This is a genomic window from Paenibacillus sp. NPDC101420 (assembly GCF_050277435.1).
GTDB lineage: Bacteria > Bacillota > Bacilli > Paenibacillales > Paenibacillaceae > Paenibacillus_AQ.
Window position 1 is genome coordinate 431,718 of record NZ_JBNNSE010000004.1, and the last position, 18,390, is coordinate 450,107.

Consider the following 18,390-nt stretch of genomic DNA (forward strand, 5'->3'; position numbering starts at 1 on the left):
ACTTATTTTTAGGGAAAACCTCCCTGAAAGAGATAAGTTTTGAGCTCGAAAAACGATAATTAGGGAATTTCTCCCTGTATTTTAACCGTTTAAGCTCTAAAACGTAGAAATGGCTGAATTTATAGGGAGGAATTCCCTAAAAACGTTGATTTCAGGCTAAATCCAAGTAATTAGAGGGAGATTTTCCCTAATTGTTAATTCTACTAGCAGTTACACCCACCGAGTGATTCACATCCACTCAGTGGTAGCGCACGCCGAGGAGTCGCATCCATTAGTGGTCACACCCACAGAGGAGTCGCTCCCGCCCTTCAATCACCCCACCGAGCCGCAACAACTGGCCCTACACCTACAACCCATTGGCGAAGCAACAATGAGGCTGTCCTCACTCCGCGTCCTTCGCTCATATTCAACCTCTCCATAAGTTATGTTTAATCCTCTGATTAGTTAATCCTGATAATGATCAGTTTCCCATACGTGCAAAGCCTTCTCCAAAGGGGGGAGCGCATACCTCCTAATCAACTTGAATGTTTTCCATTTACAGGATTGACAATGGTAAATTAAGGACATATACTGTGTATATAGATATATACAGTAAGCACAGGGATATGAACACCTGCTTCTGCTAGACGCTGAAGACATTGTAAAGCGAGGTTAGTTTTAATGAGAACATTAAAAGATTCATGGTTTATGTTGCGCTCTGATTTTCGCGGAGACAAATTAAAGATATTAGGGACCCTCGTAATAACAGTTATTTTTATGTGTTATCTTGGTGGAATGACTAGCCTGGTAGCAAATGACGTACTAGGTGAGCAGGATCGGACGATGATAACGGATTTCTTATTTCTTTCCTTTATACCCTTATTGGGATTAACATTCTCTCGCCGTTCCATGAAATATTGGAGTGAAGACTCTTACACAAAAATGTTGGTTTACTTAAGAACCTTACCAATTCCAGCTGCAGTAATATTATCGCGGAGAAAACTTCAGGGAGTTTGCTCCTTTATTCTAAATGGTACGTTATTCTTCGGTATTGTTTACTTGTTAGGGGAAAATTTCCGGACAGAGCTGGCGGTTCCCTCGTATATAGCTTTTGCCATTACATGGCTCGGCTTCGGATTCATGGTCTCAGGTCTATATATTTTTATTGAGTATCTTTTTAGCGGCAAAGCTTATCTATGGCTAACATTGCTTATCGTAGTGTTATCGTGGGGAATATCATTCCTAGTTACACTTGGGGGAGGTAATTTGTTTTTATACAGTATCTCCTATTCCAAGGAGTGGGGGCTGTTATCTCCGATCATGTGGGGATCACTTCTGCTGGGGACAATATCTGTGCAGTTATTCTCTAAATGGACTATACATCGACTGAAGAGTCGCAATCTCGTATAAAAAATCGGAATGGCAAGGACTGCGCTCTAGCACGCTAGAGTGGAAGGCGAGGTGTAAATAATGTGGATACCGGTACAAATCAACGAAAATAGTGCAGAGCCCCTCTATCATCAGATAGAGACTCAGCTTAGATCATTAATCATTAGCGGAGTCATTACAGAAGGTACGCTACTGCCCTCGATTCGTGAGTTTGCAGGAGATCTGAAATGCAGTGTAATTACAGTGCGGCGCGTATATCAGGATCTGGAGAACGAAGGTTTGCTGCGAACGAGACAAGGAACAGGTACCTTTGTATCCCACATAGGCGACGGAGCAATGGAAGAATACAAACGAGACACGGTAGGCAAAGCACTTGAAAGTGCTGTGGATATCGGCCGATCGGTACATTGCAGCAAGGATGAACTTGAGCAGATTTTTATGGAGATTGTAGAACGCAAGTATAGAGCAAAGGAATGAAAGGGGGGCGCATATTCATATGGTACAGATGGCTATAGAATTGCGGAATGTACTTAAACAGCGGCGAAACAAGACGATAGGACCGCTGACCATGAATCTGCCAAGAGGATATATTACAGCCCTGGTAGGTCAGAATGGATCTGGCAAAAGCACGCTACTGAATCTACTGATGCAGCTGACCAATCCAGAGGAAGGCGAGATATATTGGTTTGAGAACAGGTATGATAGCGGGTTGCCTCTGGAGCTGCGGCAGACCATTGCCTATGTTCCTGAGACGTCGATTACTGAGGAGAACCACTGGAATGCAGAAGAGGCCGCTCAATTTCGACAGCATTGGTATCCGAACTGGGATGAGTCGTATTTTCAGGATCTAATGGATCGCTTTGAGGTTCCATATCATATGAGGCTTTCTAAGATGTCTAAGGGTGAGCGTCGGAAATTCGAAATTGCCGCAGCACTTGCGTCACGCCCAAGTCTGCTGCTACTGGATGAACCTTCATCAGGTCTTGATCCCTTTGCCTGGAAGATTATGATCGAGACGCTGCTTAAATATATGGATGAGAACAACGCTACGATCATCATCTCTACACACATTGTGGAAGAGGTGCGGCGGTTGGCAGATTATATCATGCTTATGCATAGAGGTGAACTGCTGGGTATGGCCGAGAAAGACAGTTTATTCGGTACTTGGACCGAGGTATGGGTACAGGTTGCAGGTGAAGAGGAGCTTGCTGAGTTATCAGCGGAATTACCGGGAGGTATAAACTTTACCATGGATACACCGGGTGTAGCTTCTTTTATCATAGAACAATTTTCTAAGAACGAGAAACGCATTCAGGACTTGGGCGTAAAGGTTATCAAGAGTCGCAGTTTAGAATTGGACGAAATATTGGGTTTATGGACACAGGGACACCGTCCTATCCTGATTGATCACAAGAGAGGGGACTAGAGAAATGGAAGCCTTAAAGCTGGAAAGTGTAATGAAGCAATATGGAGAAAAAACCGCTGTAAACGGAATTAACCTAACGGTAGGCAAGGGGGAAATTTACGGATTACTGGGGGCAAATGGTGCAGGGAAAACAACCACAATGCGCATGGTGCTTGGCCTAATTTACCCTGATGGCGGGAATATTTTGTATAATGGAAAGTCGTATAACAGCGAACTTCAGCAAATCATGGGCTATCTGCCCGAAGAAAGAGGATTATATCCAAAGGTAAAGGTAAGCGATCAAATCGTCTACTTGGCACGTCTGCGCGGGATGTCGGCTAGTGATGCAGATAAGAGCCTTCGCTACTGGCTCGATCGGTTTGAGGTTCCGGATTACTACAATAAGAAGATTGAAGAGCTCTCCAAAGGGAATCAGCAGAAAATGGGCTTTATCGCCGCAGTCGTTCATAAGCCGCAAATTCTCATCCTTGATGAAGCCTTCAGTGGCTTGGACCCTGTTAACGTGGAACTACTGAAAGATACGGTAAAAGAATTGCGTGATCAAGGAACGAGTATCTTATTCTCTACTCACCGGATGGAGCATGTTGAAGAGCTTTGCCGTAATATTACGATTTTGGATCGTTCCAATACTGTCGTGCAGGGCGATATTCGTACGATTAAGAGTGGATATCCTCGTGAACAAGTATTGTTGCGTACGGATAACGAAGTGACCGGTCTAGAATCAATTGCAGGTGTAACAGCAGTACAGCGACAGGAGCGAGGTTATCTGTTGTCAATCAGTGAGATCGGCGCAGCACAACGTATCCTACAGCAGGCGATGGCGCAGGGTGAAGTGGAGCATTTTGAAATTAAGGAACCAACGTTAAATCAAATCTTTATCAGAGCGGTGGGTGAATCTCATGAATAAGATGGGGACAATTATTGGCTTTACCTTTAAAAATAAAGTAAGAACGAAATCATTCATGATTACTACGTTAATTCTAGTGTTGCTGCTCAGCATTGGGATGAATCTTCCGTACATCATCGATCAGTTTAAGGGAGATTCTACAACAAACGCAGAGACTCAAATTGCTGTGATCGCGGAAGATGGAAATCAGGCTGCAGAGTTGTTGAAGGCTTATACTTCACCTGAAGGAATGCCGCAGGCAAAAGTTGTGCAATATACTTCTGCCGACGATGCGGAGCTAAAGAAAGCTTTAGATGAAGGGACTGTAGAAGGGTATGTTACTTTTGCAGAACCGACTGGTGAAGGACTTCCACCCGTTACTTATCATAGTGAGAATGGTGAATTGAAGGGCGATGTACAAATCTATCTCCAAAATGCCCTTCAGCAGGTAAACACCCAGTTCGTCGTTGGCGACAAGCTGACGCAGGAGCAGATTGCTGCTATGTCAACACCGGTACAGATAGCTACTCAGCAGCTCAACCCTGATGGGACTGCGGGAGATAAGGATGCGTCGCAGGAATCCGCTCCACCTATTAATTACGTCATTGTATACGCCATGCTTATGCTGTTCTTCATGTCTATCATGATGACCGGTAATATGATCGCAGCTGAGATTACTTCAGAGAAGAGCTCACGGATCATGGAGATTCTGATTACAAGTGCCTCACCTTTAGCGCAAATGTTCGGTAAAGTTATCGGTGTCTTCTTAGTAGGGTTATTACAAATTGGCGTCATTATTGCAGCGGTAGTTGTCAATCTCAAGCTTCCGCATAATGCAACGATCTTGAAAGATTTAGACCTGGATTTAGGTCAGCTTAATATTAACTTGTTGCTTTATGGGATTGTTCTTTATGTACTAGGTTATTTCCTCTATGCCTTGATGTATGCAGCTGTAGGTTCGATTGTCAGCCGTACAGAGGATCTTGGCCAAGCGGTTATGCCGATTATGATGTTAGGCTTCGTAGCATTCTATGTTCCACTATTCAGTATCTCTAATGCGGATACTCTGCTGGTTAAGGTAGCGAGTTATGTACCGTTCACCTCTCCATTGACCATGCTGCTCCGGATTGGTGTTGGTGAAGTAGCGATCTGGCAAGTTATTGTATCATTAGCCATCCTGCTTGTTACCACATTCATCTTTGGATGGTTGGCTGCCAAGATCTATCGCACAGGCGTATTGATGTACGGCAAACGTCCAAGTATTAAAGAGATCAGAAAAGCGATGAAGGCTTACAAGATCTAAGTGGCTTCTTATAAACTTTTAAGGAGTGGTAATCATGACTAAAAGTGAACAATACAATATGATGCTTTTAATGAGTTCGGTATCTCTGGCTACGGTTAGTAGAATGCTCTCGACCAATGGGTCCACTTTAATGGATTTCACTCAGGGTGTATTGACTGGGATTGCCATGGTGGGGATGATTGCGGGATTGTGGATGTACGGAAAGGCTCGTAAGAGTAAAGCGTAATAGTAGGGAAATAGGGAAAGGAAGCCGCGGCAGATGCCGTGGCTTTTTTATTTTTGTGTATGTATCGTAAAAGTTATTTGGAAGATAGTTGAGGGAGTTAGACAACGGATAGATTACCACTAGGCAGCAAATCCTCTTGAGCAGTCAGTTGCTCCCGCACACGCCTAAGCTGTGCTTTTAGGACAGGAACACTCTTTTGCAGAATGATGCTTATTTGAGGTAAAGATAGCTTTAGGCCATACCACATCGTTTTTATAAGCTGTTCCTCCCAAGGCAATGTCTTGGCAGACAGAAGAGACCGGCGTGCGTAATAATCGGCGCATTGTCGGATACAAGAGCGGTAAGCCTCGATAGAGAATAGCTGGCTGTCGAAGCTTTTTTGACGGAATATTTTATGAAGCTCTTTAAAAGTACGGATAGTAACCTTCTCGGCTTCTACTGATTGTTGTAACAACATGGAACTGAGCGTATAGATATCATTCGTACACTTTTGAACACACTCTGCAAATATAGTTCTACGGGGTGATTCGGAAGGTAAGGGGTCAGGCATGATAAACACGATCCTTTCAGAATGGGTTATGGGATGAACTTATAATAAAGAAAAGTAAGAAATGGATTTGTTGATAAGCTCGGCGGTATCAGGTTCTGGATAACTATGTTTTTGAAGCGCTACACTGGATGGTTTATAATATAGCCGCCCTCCTTTGGAATCTCTCCCACCAGCGACAGCTCTGTACAGACGACCTTGCTCAATGTGCCCTGCCAAGGATTTACCCTGCAGCTTGGCTTTTAAATCCTGTAAAGCACCTTGCACTAGCTCAAACTGAGTCTGATCCCACTCTGAACCATGGGTACGTACTTTATCTATCGCTTCCTCTAGCCGGCAATGGTATATCATTCTGAGAAAAGAACTCCATTTAATAAGGTCGAAAGTTTTGGTATTGGCAGAGATAAGACATGCCCCCCAGCTGCTACCTCCTTTACAGGTAAGTTTCAGGATGCCATAACGGCTGTCTTGATCAGCCTCCATTCCATAGTGAATAGGCTCTGGTGAATCAAAGACGAATACTTCTATGCGAGATAGTCTTCGCTGGTCCATGACAGGTTTCTCCTCCTTAGGTTTCCAAAAGCTTAAGATTTACATGGTGAATGACGTTAGCCTTCTCTATACAGGCGAGCATTTCAGCTTCATTCTCACAGACTGCGGCATGCTCCAGCCATAGTCGGAATTTCTGTTTGCGTATAACGGATAAATGTAAGGGAAAGGTGTTGCGGGATCTCATTACGTACCAACCGACTGCAACGTCTTTCCACGGTTCCTTAAAAGCGGTGAGCCACGGAAAACGTTGGTGTGCTGACCAATCCTGCAGCTGTTGCTTTTCTCGGATATTTTTATATATTTCGTATATAATTGTTCGGTCCATACAGTATTCACAGGTAGATGGGCTGCTGAAATGGCGAAGTGATTCAATCTGCTTCTGACCAAAAGCATAGCCGACAATAGTTCTGTGATGATCCTCTTCGAACCACAACGCTCCAAAGCAAACATAATTTAGACTTATCGGCTCAAGTAGCCCTTGCTGAGTTCCCCAATAATAGTGTTTCATTTCTTTCACCCCGTCCAGCATGCTATCACCCTATAGATTCAGGTAACGCAAAAACCGCAGCAAGAGGAGGACCTCTGCTGCGGTTTTGGAATACAGGTATACACACACCTGTGCCAAAGCGTGGCGGATCAAGGGTCTCTCTCTTTACGCTTACGAGGTTAGCTGTCGGATTCGGACGGTGAGAGTCGCCCTACCTATGTGAGACTTGAACAGTCTCCTTCGGATTCACCCCAAGTAGGCCATGTGGCCTGATGGTTCCCCCGTTCCCTGCAAATGCAGGAACTCAGCGTTGAATGTATTTCGTGAAATAGATTCAACCCGAATCATACTCTTTTCAAGGTGTTTCTGTAAAAACAGAAAGTGTTCTTTTGAGCGCAATTTAAACCAAATCCTGCCTACTACGACGAAAAAGGGAACCAAATAGGTATTTATTGCGAGTTATCGGGCTTCTTCCTCGCTTAATCTCGCTTTCTTGTTTCCTTTCTTATATAGGCGATTTTTGGTGATTTCACTAATCGTGGTGAATAAAATCACATGGTATGACCGTTTTTCGCTAATGGATTGAAACTCGAGTAAACAAGAGATATAGAGAGATTGGATATCAAGTAAGCGCTATCCAATGCGAAAATAGTTTTTAATTTGCATTATTTTGGCATCAATCAGGTTTTACAATACTTCCTGCATAAGGGTATGATTACTCCTGTTTCAACAACAATCGAATATTTGATCCGCTTAATTTCCGATAAGGAAAGCGGGGGAACCAACAATCGGCAGACGATGTGAGAGTCGGAAGCCGGTTATGGGGTGAATCCTGTAGAAGATGCCAGTGAGCTCGCATCTATACAGGTAGGGCGACTCTCACCGCCCGAATCCGACAGCTAACCTCGTAAGCGTATGGAGAGAGGATGAGTGCAATGTGACCGCTAGCGAGCCACAGAGGAGAATCCTTTGTGGCTTTTTGCTGTGCTTTTTTAAGCAAAGCATTTATGGAAAACCTCACGAAGAGGTCGTTATATTCATCATTAGCGGTAGCTTTTCTTTCAAGATCAGGGTGATCAAGCTCTGATCTTACAAGCAAAGCATTTGAGGAGAATAAGAGATGACAGATCAGAATGAATATGTACTGGTATGTGCGCCAACGAAGGCAGGCGAACATTTTATTAAGCTTCTAAAATTCAGAGGCATTAAGATGGCCGGATTGACCAACAACTTGCCTGAGAAGGCCCTACTCGAAGAGATGGGGATTGAACAAGTCGTTCTAGTTGATACCCGCCATCAGAATACTTGGTTTCGCCCGCCGTTTCCGGTAGGCCGGGTATATCTGTTCGAGAGCAGCTTTACGTTATGCTGCCGTTACATTCAGATGTGCCGTACCTGGACGACACAGCCGATTTTTGTAATTACAAGCTCAATAAATCCTAGATTGGTCTATAAAAGACTTGGCGCGAGTTATGTAATCTATTCCCACAGCGGTGATGCTGATTTTCTGGTAGATAGATCACCTCATTAAGGATAAAAGAAGGAGTGCGGAAGATATGATGGATCTGTATATGGTGGCTTCGTTAGCTGTAATTTACGGGTTATTTTATGGATTTATGCGCTGGTGTGCAGGTGTAGTTGAGGATACGGGGAGGGATAAGCTGTGATTCTAGTAATCGCTGTTACCCTACTGCTGTTTATATATCTGGTTTATGCATTGATTCATCCGGAGAAATTTTAAGGAGGGGCATTCATGGGCATTTTGCAAATTGTTACTGTAATCGTAATTCTCATCTTGCTGGTTAAGCCGATGGGCACGTATTTATATTATGTGTTTTCTAATGAACCGAACCGTACGGATCGATGGTTTGGAGGTATGGAAAAAGGGATTTTTAAGCTGATCGGCCTGAAAAAACGGGACGGTATGTCCTGGAAGAAGTATGCGCTCAGCTTTGTTTTAACGAATATCGTACTGGTTACTTTCAGCTATATCTTTCTTCGATTGCAGCGGGGTTTACCGCTAAATCCGAATGGAATTGCGGATATGGAACAGACGCTTTCGTTCAATACGGTGATTAGTTTTATGACTAATACAAACCTGCAGCATTACAGCGGGGAGACGGGACTTTCGTATTTTTCACAAATGGCTGTCATCACGATGATGATGTTCACGTCTGCAGCGAGCGGATTTTCTGTTGCGGTTGCCTTTGTCAGAGGGATCACAGGACGGAAATCAGTCGGGAACTTCTTCGAGGATTTCGTTAAAGCACATATTCGTGTATTCATTCCTCTAGCTCTGCTGGTTTCATTGGTACTGGTAGGACTACATGTGCCGCAAACACTCAAACCATCGCTTGAAGTCACTACACTAGAGGGGCAAACGCAACAAATTGCTATCGGTCCAGTAGCTTCTCTGGAATCGATCAAGCATTTGGGCACCAATGGTGGCGGCTTCTTCGGAGCCAATTCATCGCATCCTTTTGAGAACCCTAATCCACTTACGAACGTGCTAGAGATTCTCTCTATGTGGATGCTGCCAGCTTCGCTCCCTTATATGTACGGATTGTTTGCCAAGAACAAACGTCAGGGCTGGGTAATTTTTACCGCAATGATGACCTTGTTTGTTCTGCTATTAAGCCTAAACTTCTATGCTGAATCGAAAGGCAATCCGGCGATCAATGCACTAGGAATAGAATCTTCACAAGGTAGTATGGAAGGTAAAGAGGTGCGCTTCGGCATACCGCAGTCTTCCTTGTTTACTTCAGTAACAACCGCAGCTACGACAGGTAGTGTTAACAATATGCATGATACGCTGACGCCGCTGGGAGGCATTACGCCTCTTGCACTGATGATGCTCAACAATGTCTTCGGTGGTAAAGGTGTCGGACTGATCAATATGCTGATGTATGCGATTCTGGGTGTCTTCCTGTGCGGTCTCATGGTCGGCAGGACACCGGAGTTCCTCGGACGGAAAATAGAGGCCAAGGAGATGAAGCTGATTGCCATAGCGATCCTTGTGCATCCGTTCATTATCCTTGTGCCAACCGCAGCTGCGTTCCTGACCGATTTGGGGCAAGGGGCGATTACGAACACTGGATTCCATGGACTCAGCCAAGTGTTATATGAATATGTCTCTTCTGCCGCGAACAATGGTTCAGGATTTGAAGGGCTTGCAGACAATACAACTTTTTGGAATGTCACAACCGGGATTGTCATGCTGCTAGGTCGTTATGTCTCTATCATTGCAATGCTGGCGGTAGCAGGTTCTCTGCTTAAGAAGAAGCCGGTTCCTGAGACGATTGGCACGTTCCGCACAGACAATGGACTGTTTACGGGAATCCTGATTGGTACAGTAGTGATTATCGGTGCGTTGACGTTCCTGCCGGTCATTGTACTCGGCCCCATTGCAGAATATCTAACCTTACGGTAGGAAGAGGGAGAATAAGATGAGTACTGTAAAAAGAAAAAAGCTGCTGACGGGACCCATACTCCTTAGCGCTGTAAAGGATAGTTTTATAAAGCTTAACCCAGTAACGCTAATCAAAAATCCCGTCATGTTCGTGGTAGAGGTCGGTACGATCATTGTCCTCCTCATGGTGCTGGCTCCTGGATATTTTAATGCAGAGCAATCGATAGGCTTCAATATCACAGTGTTGTTCATTCTGCTGTTTACAGTGCTGTTTGCGAACTTCGCTGAAGCACTGGCAGAAGGCCGGGGGAAAGCCCAAGCCGATTCGCTCAAGAAAACAAAACAAGATATCACAGCTAACAAACTGGTTGGAGGAGCGGTGAAGACAGTCTCTTCCTCCGAGCTGCGTAAAGGAGATATCGTCATTGTCAGTCAGGGAGAACTCATCCCTGGTGACGGTGAGGTGATTGAAGGGCTGGCTTCCGTAGATGAATCAGCGATTACAGGTGAATCTGCACCTGTAATCAAGGAAGCTGGTGGGGACTTTGGCTCCGTTACAGGCGGTACACGGGTCGTCAGTGATGAGATTAAAGTCAGAATTACAAGTGATCCTGGTGAGTCGTTTCTAGATCGAATGATCTCTCTTGTTGAAGGGGCGAAACGTCAGAAGACACCTAACGAAATTGCGCTAAATACGCTTTTGATCAGTCTGACGCTGATTTTCTTGATTGTAGTAGTGACCTTGCGGCCGATTGCAACTTATCTAGGTGTTGATCTTGATATTCCGGTTATGATCGCCTTGTTGGTCTGTCTGATCCCGACAACTATCGGGGGACTGCTATCCGCAATCGGAATAGCGGGTATGGACCGGGTGACCCAGTTTAATGTACTCGCGATGTCTGGTAAGGCCGTTGAGGCTGCTGGCGATATTAATACGATGATCCTAGATAAGACCGGTACGATTACCTTTGGGAACCGGATGGCGAGTGAATTTGTACCAGTCGGAAATGAATCCGAAGCGGAGCTTACGGCATGGGCGGCCATCAGTTCCCTAAAGGATGAGACGCCTGAGGGACGTTCTGTAATTGAGCTGGCCAAAAAGCTGGAACGCAGCTATGACAGCAAGCTTGCTGAAGGTGGCGAATTCGTAGAGTTTAAGGCCGAAACTCGGATGAGTGGTATTGACCTGCAAGATGGACGCTGCGTACGCAAAGGTGCGGTAGACTCCGTGAAGAAATGGGTACAGTCGAAAGGCGGTGTCATTCCCGCGAACCTCGACAGTAATTCTGATGCCATCGCCCGGATGGGGGGGACCCCGTTAGCGGTTGCGGTAGACAATCGGATCTATGGACTTATTTACTTGAAGGATACCGTTAAGCCAGGCATGAAAGAGCGGTTTGATGAGCTGCGGAAAATGGGGATCAAGACCATCATGTGTACGGGTGACAATCCGCTGACCGCAGCTACGATTGCCCGTGAAGCGGGGGTAGATGATTTCATCGCTGAAAGTACACCTGAGGATAAAATAGCAGTCATTCGCCGCGAACAGAACGAGGGTAAGCTGGTTGCGATGACCGGGGATGGTACAAATGATGCCCCTGCCCTTGCGCAAGCTGATGTGGGCTTAGCCATGAATAGCGGCACTACAGCTGCTAAGGAAGCAGCAAATATGGTCGATTTGGACTCCGACCCTTCGAAGATTATAGAGGTCGTAGCGATTGGTAAACAGCTGCTGATGACGCGGGGTGCGTTAACAACCTTTAGTATCGCGAATGATATCGCGAAGTATTTCGCTATTATTCCGGCGATGTTCATGCTCGCCATTCCTGAAATGGAAGCCCTGAATGTAATGGGACTAGGCTCGCCAAGCTCGGCTATAATATCCGCCTTAATATTTAATGCGATTATTATTCCGCTGCTCATCCCACTGGCTATGAAGGGTGTGTCGTATAAAGCTATGAGCTCTACGAAGCTGCTTGGACGTAATATATTTATCTATGGGCTAGGCGGAGTGGTTGTTCCATTTGCTGGCATCAAGCTCATTGATATGATCGTAAGTGTATGGATTTAACGACGTGTTGACTAATCATTGAAAGGGTGAGAGCATCGTGAATAACGGAAACGCCATGGAGGACACTGAAGAGCAGTTATCATCATCGAAAGGTGCTTATTTCTTTATTATTGTGCGACTAAGTTTAGTATTTATTGTTCTCTGCGGAGTGATCTATCCTCTGACAACTACAGCGCTTGCCCAGGTTCTAATGCCGTCGCAAGCGAACGGCAGCTTGCTTAAGAATGATGCTGGAGTAGTTGTAGGCTCGGAACTCATTGGGCAGAACTTTACGAACCCAGCACTATTTCATGGTCGTGTGTCTAGTATTGAGTATAAAGCAGAAGCCTCAGGGTCCAATAACTACGCTCCATCCAATCCGGATATGCTGCAGCGGACAAAGGATTTCATTACGCAGTGGAAGCTCGATAATCCGGATGTGCCCGTGAACAAATTGCCAGTTGATTTGGTCACCAACTCGGGTTCGGGGCTTGATCCGCATATCACACCAGCTTCAGCAATGGTGCAGATTCCTCGGATTAGCAATTTAACCGGTATTCCTGCATCGCAGCTGGAAGAGCTCGTAAATAAGCATACCGAGGGTCGTGACTTAGGGTTGTTTGGTGAAGAACGGGTCAATGTGTTGAAGCTGAACATGGATCTACTGAAACTATCGAACAAATAAATATAGTAAATGTCCCTGCCAGATCTCTAGAATCGGGCAGGGATATCTTGCTTTCTTATATTTCTACGAGAAACGGCTGTCATCTTTGAAGGACGACAATGTCGTTTCTTCTTGGAACAGAAGGGTACATGCATGATCGGGGTTATTAAGGAGTGGTCTTGATGGGAACATACCGGAGGAAGACGCCGGAGGAGCTGCTGCTCTCTATCTATGAGCTGCATCGGGGTCGTCTGAAGATCTATATCGGTCCGGTCAGTGGGTCGGGCAAAACGTATCAGATGCTGCGTGAGGGCCAGGCGCTAAAAGCACAGGGAATTGATGTTGTGATCTGTGCGGTTTCGACGAATCAGAGTCCAGAAACTAAGGATCAGCTGGGCGATTTGGAACGGATACCAAGTATTCATTGGTTTCAGAAAGATATAGAGAAGAAGGATCTTGATGTAGAAGCTATTGTGGCACGTAATCCAGAAGTTGTGCTAACCGATGGCTTGGCCCACCAGAATCGCGAGGGTGCGGAGAGATCTGGAAGACTGGACGATATCAAATACTTATTGAGCAATGGGATTAGTGTCATCACAACTGTAAACGTGTACGAACTAGAAGGTGCTGCGGATCTGGCACGGAAATGGACCGGGATTGAGGTAGAGCATTCTCTTCCCGCCGAGGTGCTTACCCTTGCCGATGATATCGTTCTAATTGATGTGACCCCTGAAAAAATACTTCAGCGCTTGTCCGATGGCCATTTAGGTAAACGCCAGCAGAGATCGCTTTTTAATAAGGGTAATTTAAGCAAGCTGCGGGAGCTGGCACTTCGGATGGTCGCTGAGGATGTTAATGACTCGCTGGAGAAACACCGGGAAGAACAAGGGCTGCAGGGAGCGTCGGGGATCGCAGAGAAGGTGCTGGTCTCCGCACAGTATTATTGGAATGGCTCGATCCACATCCGACGTGGACAGCAGATCGCCAAGCGGTTAAATGGGGATCTTTCAGTAGTGTCATTCTGGAAGCAGGATCTCACCCTTTCTAAGGAAGCAGCTACATTTAAGCGTTCCCTCTGGAAGCTGACCGAGAAGATTGGTGCCTCTATGGAGGAGATCACCTTTCGCTCGAAGCGGGAGATCCCACATCTGTTGGTAAAATACGCGATCGAACATAATATTACCCGGATCGTTATGGGACATTCCAAGCAGACCGCTTGGCAGGAATTATGGAAAGGCTCAATCGCTAATTCGTTACTGAAGCAAATCCGAGGTGTGGATGTGTTCTTCGTAGCGGATCGCGCAGATCGCGAAGGAGAACGTGTACTTCCAACCCGGCAGAGTCGTAATGAACGGAAAGCGGATGCCTATCACAGGTTAAGCAGTCAGGAAGTAAAGGATAAAATCGATGCGATTCGCGGAGGAACCTTTAAGGTATATATTGGGGCTGCTCCCGGTGTGGGCAAGACTTACAAGATGCTTCGTGAAGGGAACGATCTCTTAAAGAGAGGGATCGATGTCGTGATAGGGCTCCTGGAGACACATGGCCGCAAAGAAACCCTTGAACAAATAGGCGATTTGGAGACCCTTCCGCGTCTACGTATGGAGTACCGCGGGACTATCCTTGAGGAGATGGATACGGCAGCAATTATTAAGCGTAATCCAGAAGTCGTGCTAGTGGACGAACTCGCTCATACCAATATGCCAGGCAGCAAACATAAGAAGCGGTATATGGATGTTATGGAGCTGCTGGATGCGGGAATATCTGTGATTTCTACCGTGAATGTGCAGCATTTAGAAAGTCTGAATGACGCCGTAGAGCAAATTACAGGAGTTAGAGTAAGGGAGACTTTTCCGGACAGCATTCTACAGCGGGCAAATGAGGTAGAGCTTATCGATGTATCACCCAAGACGCTTCAAGAGCGAATGAAGGACGGAAAAATATATGCCATGGCCAAGGTGGATCAGGCGCTGGGGGCTTTTTTCAAAATCGGGAATTTGATCGCCCTACGGGAGCTGGCGTTGCGGGAAATTGCTGATGATGTTGATGAAAGGCTAGAATCTTGGGAACGTGTTGGTTCGTTACGGGGACCTTGGCGGCGTCAGGAAGTAATATATGTGTGTATCACCTTGGGGGATCATGCGGAGCGTTTAATTCGGCGTGGTTTTCGGATTGCATATCGTCTAAAAGCTTGCTGGTATGTTACGTATGTGCAGGAATTTAAACAAAATGGACCCGTATATGATAAACGTATAAATGATTTAAAGGAATTGACGGAACGACTGGGTGGAACGTTCAAGATGATTCCTAACGTACTTCCTGCACGAGTGGCGTCCTTGCTGCTTGAAAGATCTCAAGCTTTGCAGAGTACTCAGATTATTATTGGTCAATCACAACGCTCATGGCTGCGAAAAAGTATTCGCGGCGATGTTACCAAGCAGATTCTGCGTTCTGCCAGAAACGTGGATGTGCTGGTCGTGGCAGATCTCATACGTGAGGAAGCATAGACTATGACTAACAAGTAAAAACGCCTTCGGCGTCCCTAAAGGACGGTAAGCGTTTATGCGAGAAATATAAGGATAATGTATAGCGTGAAAATTATAGATTCTTATATTTTGAAAAAGGGTACCTTCAAGCCGATTGGCTATGAGGATACCCTTTTTTGCAGCTATGAATTACATCATGTACTGAATAGTTTAATAGCTTAATTATTGGGCAGCTTCGATGAGTGCTTTGAGCGCAGGAAGATTAAATCCCTTGATCGCTTGATCCCCTGCTACAGTGACAGGAACACCCATGAATCCAAGCTTCTCAACTTCCTCTTGATAGACTGTGCTGGTCATAACATCTCTTACTTCAAAAGGGACACCCTGCTCCGTAAGATAATTTTTAACCAAATTACAGTCACTGCACCCTGCGGTTGAATAGACAATCACTGGCTCACTCATTGGTTCACAGCCTCTTTGATAGCATCTCTTGTAATTTTCCAGTGGGAAGTGTTCCAGCGAACCTCATTGTCCTCAAGCAGGAAGAGTTGTGGAGATTCATGTTTGATGCCAAAATCCTCAGCAATTTGATTGGAAACGGGACGATCCTCGATGACTAAGACCACTGCAGCGGCAGTATCCGCATCCTTCAGATAAGCCTGAAACTCTTCATTAGCTTTAGCACTAATCGGGCAGGTCGTGCTGTGTTTGAACAGCAGCTTCTTGCCAGGCTTAGCTACATATTGCTCAAGATCCTCCAGCGTATGGAGTTGTTGAATAGACATAGATATCACCCTCCTGGGATCGTTATTTTGCTAACAATTGTGTTGTTAACAACCTGTAATCATGATTGTAACATATATCAAAATTAAAACAAAAAGGATTCTGAAAGGCTTGCACAAGAGGCGATATACCTGAAACCAATCGCGTTGAAAAAAAGAGTACAGCATGCTAAGGTGAAAAGAAGCAACATGCCTAACCATATCGCTACGAGATAGGAGTGTTCAGAAGAATGAAGAGAGTTGCATGTGTAACTGGAGCTGATCGGGGGCTCGGACTGTCGCTTGTACGTTCATTGCTGGCCAAACAGTTCTCAGTATTTGCAGGACAGTTTTTAAAAGAATCGGAAGATTTGAAAGCGCTTAAAGAGAAATATCCTGAACAGTTGGAGCTTATCCCCCTAGATATCAGCAATAAAGATAGTGTGAAGCAGGCTGCAAGAGTAATAGCCAGTAAAACTGGATATGTCGATATGATTATTAATAATGCAGGTATTATTCGTTCTGCTGATAATGCTACTGTGCTGGTGGAGCTGGATGATGAAGGCATGGCAGAAATATATAATGTAAATACGCTTGGCGCGTTAAGAGTCAGCAATGCACTGATGGGACTATTACTACAAAGTGAGGATAAATTAATCGTCAATATTTCATCGGAGGCAGGCAGTGTTGCCCGAAATAAGCGTATCAACATGTATGGCTATTGTATGTCGAAGGCAGCACTGAATATGCAGTCCTCCTTGATGCATAATCATCTGAAAACGCTTGGCGGTCAAGTAATGGTGTTCCATCCTGGCTGGCTGCAGACTTATATGCATGGTAAGAAGGATGAGCAAGCGGAAATGACTCCCGAACAGTCCGCGGAGCAGATTATCGACCTTGTTCTGGATTATAAAAAATATATGGGCGAGGAACCGGCCTATCTGGATACGGATGGCAGCTCATGGCCGTGGTAGAACGGATATTTCAAAATAGATAAGATGAAAGGCGCTGATAACATGTCTACACTAAAAGCACTCGCACTCGGAAGCTACTCGGAGGTTAAATATCACCCCTTTGCTGGCGTGGACCGGGAGATCGAACAAATCCTTGCGAATGACTTACAGGTTTTCTCTTCAGAGGATTATGCACTTCTCAATAAAGAAACGTTGTCTGACTACAAGCTGGTAATCTCCTACACTGAATTTTCTGATGACAAAATCCCCGCGGATCAAAGTGGTGCTTTGCTATCTTATGTGGCTGGCGGGGGCGGACTACTAGTGGTACATAACGGAATTTCCTTACAGCGCAATCAGGAGCTTGGCGCTATGCTGGGCGCACATTTCACCCATCATCCAGAGTATACTTCGCTGCAGATGTCCATACCCGCACGAGAGCATCCCATTATGCAGGGAATTGAAGAATTTGTAATTGAGGATGAGCCGTATTATTTTGAGATGCATCCTTATTTCGAAACAACGGTGCTCGCTGAATATTCTCATGAGGGAGCTATGCGCCAAGCGGCTTGGTGTCACGAATTTGGCTTGGGCCGGGTTGTTTATTTAATGCCAGGGCATCATTTACCATCATTCTCAGTAGAACCATTCCGCGAAATGATTCGTAGAGGTGGGCTTTGGGCAGCAGGATTATTGTAGAATATAAGCGGCGGATATACTTGTTGTAAGATTATAAATGAGTCCAACTGTGGGATAACTACGGTTGGATTTTTTTTGTTGACTCTTACATTGATGTCAGGGTTTATACTGGTGTAGAACAATTCTCATGAACCCCGGGGAGATTGCTATGAAAATAGGTGAGCTTGCTAAAATGACGGGCGTAAGCGTCCGTTCAATTCGTTATTATGAGAGTCAGGGATTAATTTCGCCGATCCGTCAGGCCAACGGATATCGGGAGTACTCTCCGCTCGCTGTGGAGACGGTAGAAACGATAAAATTATATTTGAACCTGGGTCTGTCCACAGAGCAGATCGCGGGCTTTCTACATTGTGTCTTGAAGAACAAAGAAGCTTTCTGCGCAGAAGTGATGCCACTATACCGTAGCAAGCTTGAAGATATTGAACGTCAGCTTGTAGAACTGAATCAGATCAAACGCAATTTGGAAGAAAGAATGGCCTCTATCCTGCAAGAGCAGAACGAGAGTAGTTTAGAGGCATGTACACTGGAGAGTTTGGAGTAGGTACTGCTGGAGTTGAAAACTATGAGGAGGAA

The 18,390-nt window shown here is 45.3% G+C and carries 20 protein-coding genes and 2 riboswitches; of the genes, 15 read left to right on the forward strand and 5 right to left on the reverse strand.

Annotation, left to right across the window (positions count from 1 at the left end):
• The first annotated feature begins 660 nt into the window (after nt 1-660).
• From ACQKMP_RS19810 to ACQKMP_RS19835, 6 genes are all read left to right on the forward strand, one after another.
• Nucleotides 661-1,389 carry a hypothetical protein gene (locus ACQKMP_RS19810; RefSeq protein WP_042184538.1) on the forward strand — a complete coding sequence of 243 codons (729 nt, stop codon included), beginning with the start codon at nt 661-663 and terminating at the stop codon, nt 1,387-1,389.
• 60 nt (nt 1,390-1,449) lie between these two features.
• Nucleotides 1,450-1,845 carry a GntR family transcriptional regulator gene (locus tag ACQKMP_RS19815; RefSeq protein ID WP_042184543.1) on the forward strand — a complete coding sequence of 132 codons (396 nt, stop codon included), beginning with the start codon at nt 1,450-1,452 and terminating at the stop codon, nt 1,843-1,845.
• 91 nt (nt 1,846-1,936) lie between these two features.
• Nucleotides 1,937-2,794: an ATP-binding cassette domain-containing protein gene (locus ACQKMP_RS19820; RefSeq protein ID WP_427470683.1), complete on the forward strand. Its 858-nt coding sequence runs from the start codon at nt 1,937-1,939 to the stop codon at nt 2,792-2,794.
• Nucleotides 2,795-2,798: 4 nt separating this feature from the next.
• Nucleotides 2,799-3,701: an ABC transporter ATP-binding protein gene (locus tag ACQKMP_RS19825; protein WP_042184547.1), complete on the forward strand. Its 903-nt coding sequence runs from the start codon at nt 2,799-2,801 to the stop codon at nt 3,699-3,701.
• Nucleotides 3,694-4,983 (forward strand): ABC transporter permease, encoded by a 1,290-nt coding sequence (locus ACQKMP_RS19830; protein WP_042184549.1) that lies wholly within the window; start codon nt 3,694-3,696, stop codon nt 4,981-4,983. The genes ACQKMP_RS19825 and ACQKMP_RS19830 overlap by 8 nt, the downstream gene beginning before the upstream one ends.
• Before the next feature lie 34 nt (nt 4,984-5,017).
• Nucleotides 5,018-5,209, forward strand: coding sequence for a hypothetical protein (locus ACQKMP_RS19835; RefSeq protein ID WP_042184550.1), 192 nt, complete (start codon nt 5,018-5,020; stop codon nt 5,207-5,209).
• A gap of 97 nt (nt 5,210-5,306) precedes the next feature.
• Here ACQKMP_RS19835 and ACQKMP_RS19840 read toward each other — a convergent pair whose 3' ends face one another.
• Genes ACQKMP_RS19840 through ACQKMP_RS19850 form a run of 3 tightly spaced genes read right to left on the reverse strand, consistent with a single transcriptional unit; the run spans nt 5,307 to nt 6,816 of the window.
• The gene (locus tag ACQKMP_RS19840; RefSeq protein WP_042184551.1) at nt 5,307-5,759 is read right to left on the reverse strand and encodes a hypothetical protein; all 453 of its coding nucleotides are present in this window, start codon (nt 5,757-5,759) and stop codon (nt 5,307-5,309) included.
• Nucleotides 5,760-5,798: 39 nt separating this feature from the next.
• A complete protein-coding gene (locus ACQKMP_RS19845; protein WP_052404137.1) occupies nt 5,799-6,308 on the reverse strand; it encodes a hypothetical protein in 510 nt (169 codons plus the stop codon).
• 16 nt (nt 6,309-6,324) lie between these two features.
• Entirely contained in the window at nt 6,325-6,816 is a 492-nt protein-coding gene (locus ACQKMP_RS19850) for a hypothetical protein (RefSeq protein WP_143759525.1), read from the reverse strand.
• Nucleotides 6,817-6,949: 133 nt separating this feature from the next.
• Nucleotides 6,950-7,115, reverse strand: a riboswitch (cyclic di-AMP (ydaO/yuaA leader).
• 420 nt (nt 7,116-7,535) lie between these two features.
• Nucleotides 7,536-7,725: riboswitch (cyclic di-AMP (ydaO/yuaA leader) on the forward strand.
• Between the two features lie 190 nt (nt 7,726-7,915).
• Here ACQKMP_RS19850 and ACQKMP_RS19855 point away from each other — a divergent pair.
• The 6 genes from ACQKMP_RS19855 to ACQKMP_RS19880 all read left to right on the forward strand — a co-directional run bounded on the left by ACQKMP_RS19855 (nt 7,916) and on the right by ACQKMP_RS19880 (nt 15,425).
• The gene (locus tag ACQKMP_RS19855; RefSeq protein WP_042184555.1) at nt 7,916-8,326 is read left to right on the forward strand and encodes a hypothetical protein; all 411 of its coding nucleotides are present in this window, start codon (nt 7,916-7,918) and stop codon (nt 8,324-8,326) included.
• Nucleotides 8,327-8,458: 132 nt separating this feature from the next.
• The gene (kdpF, locus tag ACQKMP_RS19860) at nt 8,459-8,536 is read left to right on the forward strand and encodes a K(+)-transporting ATPase subunit F (protein WP_076101420.1); all 78 of its coding nucleotides are present in this window, start codon (nt 8,459-8,461) and stop codon (nt 8,534-8,536) included.
• A gap of 12 nt (nt 8,537-8,548) precedes the next feature.
• On the forward strand, nt 8,549-10,225 hold the full coding sequence (gene kdpA, locus ACQKMP_RS19865) for a potassium-transporting ATPase subunit KdpA (RefSeq protein ID WP_340973958.1): 1,677 nt from the start codon (nt 8,549-8,551) through the stop codon (nt 10,223-10,225).
• A gap of 16 nt (nt 10,226-10,241) precedes the next feature.
• A complete protein-coding gene (gene kdpB / locus ACQKMP_RS19870) occupies nt 10,242-12,275 on the forward strand; it encodes a potassium-transporting ATPase subunit KdpB (RefSeq protein ID WP_042184559.1) in 2,034 nt (677 codons plus the stop codon).
• A gap of 55 nt (nt 12,276-12,330) precedes the next feature.
• Nucleotides 12,331-12,939 carry a potassium-transporting ATPase subunit KdpC gene (gene kdpC, locus ACQKMP_RS19875; protein ID WP_042193229.1) on the forward strand — a complete coding sequence of 203 codons (609 nt, stop codon included), beginning with the start codon at nt 12,331-12,333 and terminating at the stop codon, nt 12,937-12,939.
• 161 nt (nt 12,940-13,100) lie between these two features.
• Nucleotides 13,101-15,425: a histidine kinase gene (locus tag ACQKMP_RS19880; protein ID WP_427470567.1), complete on the forward strand. Its 2,325-nt coding sequence runs from the start codon at nt 13,101-13,103 to the stop codon at nt 15,423-15,425.
• A gap of 201 nt (nt 15,426-15,626) precedes the next feature.
• On the opposite strand, the gene ACQKMP_RS19885 is transcribed toward ACQKMP_RS19880, so the two are convergent.
• Complete coding sequence (locus tag ACQKMP_RS19885; protein WP_042184561.1) at nt 15,627-15,866, reverse strand: glutaredoxin family protein; 240 nt, start codon at nt 15,864-15,866, stop codon at nt 15,627-15,629.
• Entirely contained in the window at nt 15,863-16,189 is a 327-nt protein-coding gene (gene ytxJ, locus ACQKMP_RS19890) for a bacillithiol system redox-active protein YtxJ (RefSeq protein ID WP_042123836.1), read from the reverse strand. Before ytxJ ends, ACQKMP_RS19885 begins: the two co-directional genes overlap by 4 nt.
• A gap of 227 nt (nt 16,190-16,416) precedes the next feature.
• Between ytxJ and ACQKMP_RS19895 the strand changes: the two genes are divergently transcribed.
• From ACQKMP_RS19895 to ACQKMP_RS19905, 3 genes are all read left to right on the forward strand, one after another.
• Nucleotides 16,417-17,139 (forward strand): SDR family NAD(P)-dependent oxidoreductase, encoded by a 723-nt coding sequence (locus ACQKMP_RS19895; RefSeq protein ID WP_427470570.1) that lies wholly within the window; start codon nt 16,417-16,419, stop codon nt 17,137-17,139.
• A gap of 42 nt (nt 17,140-17,181) precedes the next feature.
• Nucleotides 17,182-17,817 carry a ThuA domain-containing protein gene (locus ACQKMP_RS19900; RefSeq protein ID WP_339800095.1) on the forward strand — a complete coding sequence of 212 codons (636 nt, stop codon included), beginning with the start codon at nt 17,182-17,184 and terminating at the stop codon, nt 17,815-17,817.
• A 148-nt stretch (nt 17,818-17,965) separates the two neighbouring features.
• Nucleotides 17,966-18,358, forward strand: coding sequence for a MerR family transcriptional regulator (locus tag ACQKMP_RS19905; RefSeq protein WP_042184564.1), 393 nt, complete (start codon nt 17,966-17,968; stop codon nt 18,356-18,358).
• Nucleotides 18,359-18,390 lie beyond the last annotated feature (32 nt).